Here is a 12103-nt window from a genome sequence, read left to right as displayed (position 1 = left end):
AGTGGTCCGTTGTGGTTCCGTCGAGTTCGCACTTATGCCACCCGAACTGGACAAATCCCCTGCACAACTGCGATCTCGCTAGATCGGTGCTCCTGCCTCACGGAGCTTGGCCCGAACTCGACGGACGACTTCGTCGGGACGACGGCGGAGTTGTTCGGAATTGACCCGAACGATATGCCAATCGCACTGCTGCAAGTCCTCGTACCGCTCGATGTCGCGGGTCCGCTGACGCTCGTCGAGCCAGTGCTGCACCCCCTCGTATTCCACCCCGACACGCCACCTCTCCCACCCCATGTCGATCCGCGCGACAAATCGACCACGCGCATCTCGAATGTCGATCTGGGTGGTGAGTTTCGGAAGTCCAGCGTCGATCAGCAACAGTCGGGTGCGCGTCTCCTGCGGCGATTCCGCGCCTCCATCCACCCGACCGAGGGCGTCGAGCAGCACCCGGATACCCCGACACCTCGGACGCAGTGACGCGAATGCACTCACCGCATCCCGCTCGAGGCCGGTCGCGGCCATGAGTGAATCGAGGAAGATCACGGACTGCGGTGGCGGAACCCATCGCCCTATATCGAACGCGGTTCGTACGGGGTTGGTCACCGCCACCCCGCCGACAACGAGCACATCGGCGGGCTCGATCGAGTCGCGCCGGAGGATCAGCCCTGGTATTCGATGTGATTTTTTCGGCGCAAGCACAGTGGGCGGCACCGAGGCGTCGACCCATCGCGCGCCATGTATGGCGGCCGCCGAAGTACCCGCGACAATTGCGCTGTTGCCGACGCACACAGATGCCGCCACAGCCAGGGTCCGCGCATCCAGGGTGGTTCCCGCGGGCACATACGTGTCACGGAACACTCGTACATAGTCGCGGCTCAGTCGGTGACGGCTCAACGAACCGGACTGCACTGCAACCGACCCACGAAACGGTCCTGACTCGATCCCCATCGCTCAACCCTGGCAGGGTCGAGCCCCTCGACACGGCCGGCAGGCCAATCTGTGGATTATGGTTTCGTTCATCCACAGATCGCCGAGATCGCAGTTATGCGAGCGGAAATGGTGTAAAAGGCTGCACAACTGCGATCTCGACGGAACAAGCTAGTGGGCGAAGTGCCGCGAACCCGTCATATACAGCGTCACGCCCGCGTCCTGGGCAGCAGCGATCACTTCGTTGTCGCGGACCGAACCACCGGGCTGCACAACGGCTTTGACGCCCGCCGTCATGAGAACCTGCAAGCCGTCGGGGAACGGGAAGAAGGCATCGGAGGATGCGACCGAACCGACGACGCGATCCCCGGCACGCTGGACTGCGAGGTGGGCGGCGTCGACGCGGTTGACCTGGCCCATTCCGACGCCGACCGACGCGCCGTCGTGGGCGAGCAAAATTGCGTTGGACTTGACGGCTCGTCCTGCGCGCCAAGCGAATTCGAGATCCTTGAGGGTCTGCTCGTCGGCGGGTTCGCCCGCAGCCAGGGTCCAGTTGGCCGGATCGTCGCCGTCGGCGTCGATGACGTCTCTCTGCTGCAGCAGTGCCCCGCCGGAGATCGGCTTGAGTTCGACGCCCGACGTGGGCGGCGCTTCTGCGAGCAGAACTCGAATGTTCTTCTTGCGCTGCAGCACTCCCAGCGCGCCGTCGGCGTAGGACGGCGCGATGATGACCTCGGTGAAGATCTCGGCGACCTGCTCGGCCATCTCGACGGTGACCTCACGGTTGGCCGCGATGACGCCGCCGTAGGCGCTCACCGGATCGCACGCATGCGCCTTTCGGTGCGCCTCGGCGATGTCGGTGCCGACGGCGATTCCGCACGGGTTTGCGTGCTTGATGATCGCGACGGTGGGCTCCGAGTGATCGAACGCTGCCCGCCAGGCCGCATCCGAATCGGTGAAGTTGTTGTACGACATCTCTTTTCCGTGCAGCTGCTCGGCCTGCGCGATGCCGGCAGCAGCGGAGGAGTCGACGTACAGGGCAGCCTTCTGGTGCGGGTTCTCGCCGTACCGAAGTACTGCGGAGCGGTCCCAGGTGCCGCCGATCCACTCCGGGAAAACGGTCTCGGTGTCGGGGGTCAGGACGCTCGACATCCACGACGCCACTGCGACGTCGTACGCCGCGGTGTGCTGAAATGCCTGCGCGGCAAGAGATGTGCGCTCGGCGAGCGTGAATCCGCCACCGGAGACAGCGGTGAGTACGTCGTCGTACCGACTCGGGTCTACGACAACCGCGACCGAGGGGTGATTCTTGGCTGCGGCGCGCACCATCGACGGGCCACCGATATCGATCTGCTCGACGCATTCGTCGGGTGTCGCACCGCTGGCCACGGTCTCGGTGAACGGGTACAGGTTGACCACGACGAGCTCGAACGCCTCGATGCCAAGCTCATCCAGCTGAGCCAGGTGCTCGGGCTTGCGGGTGTCGGCGAGGACCCCGGCATGGACGCGAGGATGCAGCGTCTTGACGCGACCCTCGAGGGTTTCGGGGAATCCGGTGAGGTCCTCGACCTTGGTGACCGGGATTCCGGCGTCGGCGATCTTGCTCGCCGTCGATCCGGTGGACACCAGAGCGACGCCCGCGGCATGCAAACCGGTCGCAAGTTCGATCAGTCCGGTCTTGTCGTAGACACTGACCAGTGCGCGGCGCACCGCTTTACGTTCACTCATCGGATTATCTGAGCCTTTCGTCCATCGGAGGTGACACCTTTGGCTGCGACCGCTGCGATCACGTCGACCAGCAACCGTCGTTCCACAGTCTTGATGCGTTCGTGCAATGCCGCTTCGTCGTCGCCGTCGAGAACGGGCACGGCTTCCTGAGCCAGGATCGGCCCGGTGTCGACACCGGAATCGACCAGATGCACCGTCGAACCGGTCAGTTTCACGCCGTGGTCCAGCGCGTCTCGAACGGCGTGCGCACCGGGGAACGACGGCAGCAGCGCGGGGTGCGTGTTGACGATTCGGCCGGCGAACGCGTCGAGAAATCGAGGACCGAGGATCTTCATGAACCCTGCGGTGACGATCAGATCGGGCTCGAACCCCAGTGCAGCGTCGGTGAGCGCCTCATCCCAGGCAGACCGATCGGCGAAGTCTCGCAAGCCGATACGAAAATGTGGGATCGCGGCATCGTCGGCATGACGAGCGGCCGCGCACTCTCGATCGACTCCGACGGCCACGATGCGTGCCGGGTAGTCCTCGGCAGTTGTCGCGGCGACGAGCGACTGCAGGAGCGAGCCGGTCCCCGACGCGAGGACGACGACCCGCGCGGGTGTCTCACGCAAGGCAGTCAGCGCACTACTCCTGAGGTATCGAGGGGATCGTTCGAGCCAGCAGAAAGCCTAGTCGCTCCGACCCGCGCCCCTACCGGGCAGGTCCGTCCTCCGCAGTGCTCGACGCGTCGTCCTGGGCCGGGGGCGGAGCGACGATCTCGGCCTCGAGCGGTTCCTCGGATTCGGCGTCTGCCGCGATCGGATCGTCTGCTTCCACTGTCGCGACCGGCTTCTCGTCGACGACCTCGGCCTCGACGACGGTGTCCGCGACAGCCTCGTCCGGCTCCGACGCAGGCGCTCGAATGGCCAGGTCTACTGCGGGCACGGTCGCCGGCACGGGCTGCTGCTCGGTACCGGATCGGTCGTGGGGTTCGTGGTCGGGTTCCGGGTCTGCTCGACGCCACACGACGATGGCCGCCGAAACGGATCCGACGACGCCGAGCCAGGCGAAGGTCAACAGTGCGAAGCTCCACACGGTGACTTCGACTGTTCCGAACGTGCCGAGGTTCCCGCCTGCGGCGTAGCCGAACACCGCGGCGAGGGCTCCGGTGACGGCGGCTACCGCCCACACCGAGGAGACCGCGACCTGGACGTCCACGCTTCGGATCGCGCAGTCGCGTCCCAGGAGTAGCCCGGCTGCGATGGGAACGACGAGCATGACGACCCAGATCGTCTGCGCGGAGCCCTCGGGGAGGACGGCGAGGATCGGGAGCGGTGGGAGCGGCCCGCCGGTCGTCGAGAACAGGCTGACCGATGCGTCTCCGAAACTCGCTGAGGACCCCGTCGCGACGGCGAGGGCACCGAGGACGATGTTCGGCAGGTACAGCACCGACAGCACGGTCAGTCCCAGCATGCCGACGAGGGTGCGTCCGTTGTCGAGCAGTGAACCGGCGGTGTCCCAGGAAGCGAGCAGAGCCAGCAGCACGATGGCGGCACCGCCTGCCGTCAGCACCGAAACGGACCGCACGAGCGGCGCGACGAGTGCGCGTACCCAGTCTGGAAGGTGTCGATCGATCACCAGGGCATCCCAGCGAGCCAGGACCAGGCCGGTGCCCGACGCCGCTGCGTGTACCCCGGCCACCCACGAGAAGGCGACGAGTGCGTTGGGGCTCGACAGTCCGATAACCGTCGACGCATCCTTGGCGACGGCCAGAGCGATGGCCGTGAAAGCGAGGGGTCCGGCCATCGACGCGGCGAACACCCACCTGACCATGCGGCGGTCGGTGGTCTCGTCCACCGCGTGGTGAACCGTGCGTGCGACGGACCAGGCGACGACGAGGGTGGGAAGCATCGGGGCGACGCCCATCGACGTGCCACCGATACTCAGCGGCACCAGGTGCACCGCGAACCAGGAACCGGCGATGGCACCGAGGGTTCCGGTGAGATCACTGTTGACCGAGACAAGGGTGATCAGGACCAGAGTCGTGGCGATGACCACCACCAACCCGGAGGTCTTGAAGGCCACTGCAGCGAGCGTTCGTGACTGATCGGGCGTAGGCCCGGTGCTCACACGGGAACTGCGTGCGGCCGCGCGTCGAGTATCTCGGTTCAATAGATCGCTCATCACTACGAGATTCGCATCAACGACGCGGCACGCCGGTCAGGCGCGCCGCGAAGTCGAGTGTGACGTGCGAAATCAGTCGCGCTTGTTGTCGTCTTCCGCGGGAGTCGCGCCGAACGATTGAGTCGGTGCGCCGTACGGCGTCGACTGTGAGCCCGACTCGGACTCGTCTGGTGTGCTCGACGGCTGACCGTAACCGGACGGCTGGTTGCCGTACTGGTACTGGTTCGGCGGGTACGCCTGCCCTGCGGGCGGACCGCTCGGACCGGTGTAGGGCGGCGGCGCATAGTCACCCTGCGGTCCCGTGTTCGGCGCAGGCTGATTGCCGTACGGCGACTGTGCGCCGGGACCGTAGGAATGCTGGCCGGACGTCTGTCCACTCGGCGTTTGCCCGAAGTTCGACGAGCCCGCTGTGTTCGACGGGGCCTGACCGTAGGCCGGCGGGTTGCTGTAGTTCTGCGGTCCGGACGGTCCACCGAACGACGTCGTCGGCGCGTTGTACGGATTCTGCTGGCCGTAACCGGACTGCTGACCCTGGTTCCCGAAGCCGGACTGCTTGGGTGCCGGGGCCTTGACGATGCCTGCATCGAGCAGCAGCGCAACCACAGCGGCAGCCGCCTGCACGAAGCCCAACACGAGCACCAGGATCGCGCCGATTCCGAGCGAACTGCTGGTGCTGGCGAACTCGTTGCCCTCGGCACTGGGCAGGCTGAACGACTGGAAGACGAGCACCAGGAATCCGGCGATGGCCAGTGCCGCGATCACGGCCTGGTTCCGGGCGTCTTTCTGCAGCAGCGACGCACCTGCGATCAGACCGGCGGCGAGCAGGAACGCGATCGACGCCGCACTTCCGCCGGACTCGAAGAAGTTGGTGCTGAACGAGGTCTGGATGCCGCTGGGCAGTTGCTCGGACGACGACACTTCGGCGGTGACGAAATCGAGCAGGCCGAGCAGGAAGTTGACGATACCGAGACCGAGCACCACGAAGGTCAGAATCTTCGGCAGTTGTGCGACCCCGGCACCGGACGACTTCGTCGAGTGCCCGGACGTGCCCGGCGCGGACCCGCTCGGTGCGGAGGTTCCTGGCACGGGCGGGCCGAACGGGTTGGATACCGACGGCTGGTGGAACGGCTGGTTCTGACCGGGCTGTGTGTAGGCACCGGATGACGGCTGATTCGGCGTGGACTGATTCGGCGTGGACGGGGGGCCGTAGGACGGTCCGCCTCCGCCGTAGCCACCAGAGTTGGAGCCCCCGTTGTCAGGGCTGCCGGGCGAGTAGGTCATCGCGTCTCCTCATCCTGATAGTGCCGTACCCAGGTCGGTCGGGTCCGAGATCTCACGCTACTGCACGGACCCGACCGCTCGAGGAACTCCAGGTCAGTGGGACGTGACCAACTCGTGGTCGTTCGATTCGGCCGCTTCGAGCTCCCGCACCAGCGGCAGCACCTTCGCTCCGAAGTATTCGATTTCCTCCTGAAAGTGCAGGAAGCCACCGAGAACGAGGTCGACGCCGAGGCGTCGGTACGCGACGATGCGTTCGGCAACCTGCTCCGGGGTGCCGATCAACTGCGTCTTGAACCCGTCGTTGTACTGAACGAGGTCCTCGAACGTCGAGTCGGCCCACATCCCCTTCTTGTCGGCCGTCGAATTGCCCGCCTGCTGCACCGCACCCCTGAAACCCTCGACGGCAGGCTTGTTGGCCTTGTCGATGATCTCTCGCAACGTATCTCGTGCTTCCTTCTCGCTGTCTCGCGCGATGATGAAGCCGTTGAGCCCGAACTTGACCTCACGCCGGTGATCGCGCGCGACCCGACGCAGGTTGTCGAGCTGCTCGGTGACGCCGTCGAAATCCTTGCCGTTGCTGAAGTACCAATCGGAGTACCGGCCGGCATTCTCCTGCGCGGCGGACGAGTTACCACCCTGGAAGAGTTCAGGATTGGGCCGTTCCGGGGTGTTGAGCGGCTTCGGCTTGAGCGTGAAATCGTGGATCCGATAGAAATCGCCCCGGAAATCCACGTCGTCCTCGGTCCAGATCTTGCGCAGTACCTGCAGGAATTCGGCACTGCGACGGTATCTTTCGTCGTGCTCGAGCCATGGCTCACCGAGGTGGGTGAATTCGTCCTTGAACCAGCCACTGACGACGTTGACCGCAAAACGGCCGTTCGAGAGGTGGTCGGCCGTCGCTCCCAACTTGGCCAACACGGCAGGCTGCCAGAGCCCGGGATGCACGGCGGCAATGACTTTCAGACGTTCGGTGGCCAACAGCAACGCGAGCGAGAAACTCGTCGACTCGTGCTGGAACTCGGCCCCGTAGCTCGCCTCGTAACGGACCTGGCTGAGGGCATACTCGAAGCCGTTGTTCTCGGCGGTCTGCGCCAGCTTCTTGTTGTACTCGTAGTCCCAACTGGTCCGTTGCTCGATGGTGCTGGTGACCAGGCCACCCGAAACATTGGGAACCCAGTACGCGAACTTGATTGCGTCGGCGATCTTTTCGGTGCTCATGTGTGCGTCATCCTTTGTCGGATGAATGTGCCACCCACGCACTCAGATGGCGTGGATGGCACATTCATCCGGAAATCGGGGGTCGGATCGGGGCCGGAAATTTGGGACTACGAGTACCAGGTGGGCTCGGGCAGCTCACCGGTGAGCACCCAGCGGCCGACTTCGCGTCGCTTGTAGGCAACCGGATCGTGCAGGGTGTGGGTACGGACGTTGCGCCAGAAGCGATCGAACCCATACTTGCTGGCCGTGGCGCGGGCACCGAGGGCCTCGAACACGGTCGAGGTGATCTCGAGCGAGACGTCGGTGGCGCGAGCCTTGACTGCGGCCACCCGCACCTCGTGGTCACCACGCTCCTCGGCGGTGACGTTCCACGCGTTGTCGTGAATCTTCTGTCCTTCCAACGCAACTGCGTCGGCCAGAGCTTCGACGGCCCACAGTTTGGCGGTCAGATCGCCGTAGATGTCGATGATGTACGGCTCGTCGACTGCTTTGTCCACCGTGCTGTGCAGCCACGCGCGAGTCTTGTCCTTGGTGTACGACGCGGCTTCCTCGAGAGCACCCCTCGCGATTCCGAGGTAGAAGTTGACGAACACCAACTGAATGGTCGGCACGTTGAGGGTGTTGTAGACGCGTGGCTGAAACACTTTGTCCACGAACCCCGCTGCACTTGCCCAGTCGACGCGAACCTTGTCGATCGTGACGCTGCCACTTTCGGTCTGACGCTGGCCGATGTTGTCCCAGTCGTCGTGGAAGGACAGACCCTCGATGTTCGACGGCACGATTGCGAACACGTGATCGGTGCTGCCCTCGAGCGCACCTTCGAGCACGGTCACGTCCGAGACACGACTGCCGGTGGAGAACGTCTTGGAACCGTCGAACACGATGGTGTCGCCCTCGTCGGTGACCGACACGTCGTTGTCGCGGGGATTGACGGCACCGCCGAAGAACCACTTGTTCTTCGTGGCGTCGGCCTCGACGGCCTCGATCTGCTCGGGTGTGCCCACGAGACGCGCAGCCCAGAACCAGAGAAGGTGGTAGCCCAGCAGCTGACCGATCGAGCCGTCGGCCTTCGAGACGGTGCGAATCACCTGGTAGGCCGTGGGCCAATCCTGGCCGCCGCCACCGTGCTCGACGGGACCGAGCAGCGTGACGAGCCCGGCGTCCTTGAGCAACTGAACCTCTGCGGACGGAAGCTCACGACCCTTGTCACGGGCAACGGCGTCGACAGCGAGAAGCTGCGCTACCTCACCTGCGCGGGACACCCATCCGGCGGCAGTGGTGGGAGCGTCGGGCCAGTTCTTGGCGAGTGCACGATTTTCGGTAGTTGTCATGACGCACAGTGAAGTCCCGCGTCGAAGCAATGACCACAGTTCGATTCAGCGTGATTCTAACGGGATCACCCACGCAGAATTTTCTCCATCTTCTTGCCCTTGGCCAGCTCGTCGATCAGCTTGTCCAGCAATCGGATTTTCTTCATCAGGGGATCTTCGACGTTCTCGACGCGGATGCCGCAGACAACTCCGGTGATCAGCGTCGCGTTCGGGTTGAGGTTCGCCGCCGCGAAGAAGTCCTCGAATGTCGTCTCGGCCTCGAGGTGTTCCTTCAGCGTCGCTTGATCGAACCCGGTGAACCACCGGACGATCTCGTCGACCTCCGCTTCGGTGCGGCCCTTTCGCTCCACCTTGTTGATGTAGAGCCGATGGACCGTCACGAAGGCGGTGGTGAAGATGTTGTGCACGGGGCCAATCTAGTCCACCGACGCGCCCGCGAAGTAGGCCCGCACACGAGGCGTGAACAGCAGCACTGCGACCGCCAGCAGGATGACCATTTGAACCGCTTGCACCACGTGGGTCCACGGAAGATTCGGGGTGAAGATCAGGTAGGAGTAGGCAGCAACTCCGAAGATGCTCCAGCTCAACAAGAGCCGATGTTCGGATGGACTGCGCCTGGAGAGTCGCTGGACAAGATACGAGTAGCCGAAGATCAGGCTGACCACAGTGATCACCCGCAGCGAGTAGGCCCCGTAGACGATCGCTTTCGCCGAGGCCGGAAGGGAGTCGTCGTCCATGCCCTGTCGATGCATCTGGAAATCCGCCAGCGACTTCGCCAGCGCCACCGAGGCGAGTGCATACAGACACGAGACCACCATGGCCGCGATCATCAACCGGCCGACCGGTCGTACAGCCGGGTCCGCGTGCCACCCCTGTCGATACAGACGGTGCAGAAATTCCGACATCAGCCCTCCCCGAACGGTGTCACAGAGATTGTGACATGATGTCGTTACTTTAGCTATTGACTCCCCTCTACCTTTACTGTGAATTTCAATTACTATGCAACACAACACTTTTCAGGAAGAATGGGCAGCGACATCGTCGAACGGGAGGGCAAGACATGACACGCAAGAGGTTCGAGTACTTCAAAGTCGCGTTGTTTCTGATGTCCGCGATCGTCCTGGCATGGGCTGCAGGAACTTTCGAATCGCTCTACTACGCACTCGCGGCGGCGCTGTTCGGAGCGATGACAGTGTTCGTCCTGTGGCGAGTGGACAAGTTCGAGGCCGAATAGCGCTGCCCATACGTCGTGCGCGTTTTGCGTACCTTCAGGTACGCAAAACGCGCACAAGGGAATTGGGGCACGAAAAAGCCCGCCACCGAAATCGGCGGCGGGCTCTTTCAGAAGCGAGTCCTACTTCACGGACAGCGATTCCAGGATTTCGCGCGCGAGGGCAGCGGTCTCGGACGGCGTCTTGCCGACCTTGACGCCTGCGGCCTCGAGTGCGTCCTTCTTCGCCTGTGCCGTTCCCAGCGAGCCGGAGACGATGGCACCGGCGTGGCCCATGGTCTTGCCCTCGGGAGCGGTGAAGCCTGCGACGTAGCCGACGACCGGCTTGGTCACGTTGGCCTTGATGTAGTCGGCTGCACGCTCTTCGGCGTCGCCGCCGATCTCGCCGATCATGACGATGATCTTGGTGTCGGGGTCCGCCTCGAACGCCTCGATGGCGTCGATGTGGGTGGTTCCGATGACGGGGTCGCCGCCGATGCCGATGGCCGTCGAGAATCCGAAGTCACGGAGCTCGAACATCATCTGGTAGGTCAGGGTGCCACTCTTGGAGACCAGGCCGATGGGGCCGGTTCCCGAGATGTTGGCGGGCGTGATGCCGACCAATGCCTCACCGGGAGTGATGATTCCGGGGCAGTTCGGCCCGATGATGCGGGTCTTCTTGCCCTTCTCCACGTTGTAGGCCCACGCGTATGCGGAGTCCTGCACGGGGATGCCCTCGGTGATGACGACGAGCAGCGGGATCTCCGCGTCGATCGCTTCGACGATGGCGTCCTTGGAGAATGCCGGCGGCACGAACGCGATGGACACGTCGGCTCCGGTCTTCTCCATGGCCTCGGAAACCGAAGCGAACACCGGCAATTCGATGTCGTTGCCCTGTGCGTCGACGTGCTTGACCGTGGTTCCGGCCTTACGTGCGTTGACGCCACCGACGACCTGGGTGCCGGCCTTGAGCATCAGGGCGGTGTGCTTGGTGCCTTCGCCGCCGGTGATGCCCTGGACGATGACCTTGTTGTCCTTGTTCAAAAAGATAGACATTGTTTCCTCTACTTCGCTGCCAGCTCGGCGGCCTTGTCGGCGCCCTCGTCCATGGTTCCGGCGAGCGTCACCAGCGGGTGCGCGGCGTCGGCGAGAATCTTGCGGCCCTCTTCGACCTTGTTGCCGTCGAGACGGACGACCAGCGGCTTGTTGGCGTCGTCGCCCAGCTTCTTCAGCGCGCCGACGATGCCGTTGGCGACTGCGTCACACGCGGTGATGCCACCGAAGACGTTGACGAACACGCTCTTGACCTGCTCGTCACCGAGGATGACGTCGAGGCCTGCGGCCATGACCTCGGCCGAAGCGCCGCCGCCGATGTCGAGGAAGTTGGCCGGCTTGACGCCGCCGTGTGCCTCGCCTGCGTATGCGACCACGTCGAGGGTCGACATGACCAGTCCGGCACCGTTTCCGATGATGCCGACCTGTCCGTCGAGCTTGACGTAGTTGAGGTCGTTCTCCTTGGCCTTGGCCTCGAGGGGATCGGCTGCGTCCTTGTCCTCGAACTCGGCGTGGCCGGGCTGGCGGAAGTCTGCATTGGCGTCGAGCGTGACCTTGCCGTCGAGGGCGAGGATCTGATCGTCGGGGGTGCGAACCAGCGGGTTGACCTCGACCAGGAGAGCGTCTTCGTTGATGAAGACCTCCCACAGCTTCTGGATGGTCACCGCAGCGGCGTCGAGCACCTCGGCGGGCAGCTTGCCCTTCTCGGCGATCTCACGAGCGAACGCGAGGTCGACGCCCTTGACTGCGTCGACGGGGATACGTGCGAGTGCGTCGGGGTTCTCCTCCGCCGTCACCTCGATCTCGACTCCACCTTCGACCGAACACATCGCGAGGTAGGTGCGGTTGGTGCGATCGAGCAAGAAGGAGATGTAGTACTCCTCGGCGATGTCGGAGGCTTCTGCGACGAGAAGCTTCTTGACGACATGGCCCTTGATGTCGAGTCCGAGAATCGCTTCTGCGTTCTCGGTTGCTGCTGCGACGTCCTTGGAGTACTTGACTCCGCCGGCCTTGCCGCGGCCGCCGACCTTGACCTGCGCCTTGACCATTACTGGCTTGCCGATTTCTTCGGCAATCTGTGTTGCTCCGGCGACCGTGTCGGTGACACGACCGGCGGAGGTGGGTACGCCATGCTTGGCGAACAATTCCTTCGCCTGGTATTCGAAGAGATCCATCAGCTCACCGTCTCGTC

12 protein-coding genes are annotated in these 12103 nt (G+C 63.9%); 1 reads left to right on the top strand and 11 read right to left on the bottom strand.

The genetic code is table 11. The features are described 5' to 3' along the window. Positions 1-78: 78 nt before the first annotated feature. The 9 genes from K414_RS0111125 to K414_RS0111085 form a co-directional block, all read right to left on the bottom strand. On the bottom strand, positions 79-948 hold the full coding sequence (locus K414_RS0111125) for a DUF559 domain-containing protein (protein WP_027496023.1): 870 nt from the start codon (positions 946-948) through the stop codon (positions 79-81). Positions 949-1098: 150 nt separating this feature from the next. After that, positions 1099-2655: a bifunctional phosphoribosylaminoimidazolecarboxamide formyltransferase/IMP cyclohydrolase gene (purH, locus tag K414_RS0111120; protein ID WP_027496022.1), complete on the bottom strand. Its 1557-nt coding sequence runs from the start codon at positions 2653-2655 to the stop codon at positions 1099-1101. Beyond that, positions 2652-3266: a phosphoribosylglycinamide formyltransferase gene (gene purN, locus K414_RS0111115; RefSeq protein WP_027496021.1), complete on the bottom strand. Its 615-nt coding sequence runs from the start codon at positions 3264-3266 to the stop codon at positions 2652-2654. The genes purH and purN overlap by 4 nt, the downstream gene beginning before the upstream one ends. 79 nt (positions 3267-3345) lie before the next feature. Further along, positions 3346-4818 carry a DUF6350 family protein gene (locus K414_RS0111110; protein WP_202595061.1) on the bottom strand — a complete coding sequence of 491 codons (1473 nt, stop codon included), beginning with the start codon at positions 4816-4818 and terminating at the stop codon, positions 3346-3348. A gap of 72 nt (positions 4819-4890) precedes the next feature. Continuing rightward, positions 4891-6099, bottom strand: a complete 1209-nt coding sequence (locus K414_RS28195; RefSeq protein WP_051365055.1) for a DUF5336 domain-containing protein — start codon at positions 6097-6099, stop codon at positions 4891-4893. A gap of 93 nt (positions 6100-6192) precedes the next feature. Beyond that, positions 6193-7317: a dimethylsulfone monooxygenase SfnG gene (gene sfnG / locus K414_RS0111100; protein ID WP_027496019.1), complete on the bottom strand. Its 1125-nt coding sequence runs from the start codon at positions 7315-7317 to the stop codon at positions 6193-6195. Between the two features lie 107 nt (positions 7318-7424). Beyond that, complete coding sequence (locus K414_RS0111095) at positions 7425-8648, bottom strand: acyl-CoA dehydrogenase family protein (protein ID WP_027496018.1); 1224 nt, start codon at positions 8646-8648, stop codon at positions 7425-7427. A gap of 65 nt (positions 8649-8713) precedes the next feature. After that, on the bottom strand, positions 8714-9055 hold the full coding sequence (locus tag K414_RS0111090; RefSeq protein WP_027496017.1) for a DUF2200 domain-containing protein: 342 nt from the start codon (positions 9053-9055) through the stop codon (positions 8714-8716). 9 nt (positions 9056-9064) lie between these two features. Continuing rightward, positions 9065-9553, bottom strand: a complete 489-nt coding sequence (locus K414_RS0111085; protein WP_027496016.1) for a hypothetical protein — start codon at positions 9551-9553, stop codon at positions 9065-9067. Positions 9554-9708: 155 nt separating this feature from the next. On the opposite strand from K414_RS0111085, the gene K414_RS29110 reads away from it, so the two are divergent. Next, positions 9709-9882 (top strand): hypothetical protein, encoded by a 174-nt coding sequence (locus tag K414_RS29110; protein WP_161631795.1) that lies wholly within the window; start codon positions 9709-9711, stop codon positions 9880-9882. 120 nt (positions 9883-10002) lie between these two features. Here the strand turns inward: K414_RS29110 and sucD are convergent, their stop codons facing one another. Together sucD and sucC are read right to left on the bottom strand one after the other, a co-directional pair. Continuing rightward, a complete protein-coding gene (gene sucD / locus K414_RS0111075; RefSeq protein WP_027496015.1) occupies positions 10003-10914 on the bottom strand; it encodes a succinate--CoA ligase subunit alpha in 912 nt (303 codons plus the stop codon). An 8-nt stretch (positions 10915-10922) separates the two neighbouring features. After that, positions 10923-12086, bottom strand: a complete 1164-nt coding sequence (gene sucC / locus K414_RS0111070; protein ID WP_027496014.1) for an ADP-forming succinate--CoA ligase subunit beta — start codon at positions 12084-12086, stop codon at positions 10923-10925. Positions 12087-12103 lie beyond the last annotated feature (17 nt).

The sequence above is a fragment of the Rhodococcus sp. JG-3 genome (assembly GCF_000482405.1).
In the GTDB taxonomy this organism is placed as follows: Bacteria; Actinomycetota; Actinomycetes; order Mycobacteriales; family Mycobacteriaceae; genus Rhodococcoides; species Rhodococcoides fascians.
Note: the sequence above shows the minus strand (reverse complement) of the source record. Positions and strands in the feature narration are given on the sequence as shown.

Coding starts and splice junctions, on each gene's coding strand:
- K414_RS0111125 (WP_027496023.1), bottom strand. CDS start 948: ATGGGGATCGAGTCAGGACCGTTTCGTGGGTCGGTTGCAGTGCAGTCC.
- purH (WP_027496022.1), bottom strand. CDS start 2,655: ATGAGTGAACGTAAAGCGGTGCGCCGCGCACTGGTCAGTGTCTACGAC.
- K414_RS0111110 (WP_202595061.1), bottom strand. CDS start 4,818: ATGAGCGATCTATTGAACCGAGATACTCGACGCGCGGCCGCACGCAGT.
- K414_RS28195 (WP_051365055.1), bottom strand. CDS start 6,099: ATGACCTACTCGCCCGGCAGCCCTGACAACGGGGGCTCCAACTCTGGT.
- sfnG (WP_027496019.1), bottom strand. CDS start 7,317: ATGAGCACCGAAAAGATCGCCGACGCAATCAAGTTCGCGTACTGGGTT.
- K414_RS0111095 (WP_027496018.1), bottom strand. CDS start 8,648: ATGACAACTACCGAAAATCGTGCACTCGCCAAGAACTGGCCCGACGCT.
- K414_RS0111085 (WP_027496016.1), bottom strand. CDS start 9,553: ATGTCGGAATTTCTGCACCGTCTGTATCGACAGGGGTGGCACGCGGAC.
- K414_RS29110 (WP_161631795.1), top strand. CDS start 9,709: ATGACACGCAAGAGGTTCGAGTACTTCAAAGTCGCGTTGTTTCTGATG.
- sucD (WP_027496015.1), bottom strand. CDS start 10,914: ATGTCTATCTTTTTGAACAAGGACAACAAGGTCATCGTCCAGGGCATC.
- sucC (WP_027496014.1), bottom strand. CDS start 12,086: ATGGATCTCTTCGAATACCAGGCGAAGGAATTGTTCGCCAAGCATGGC.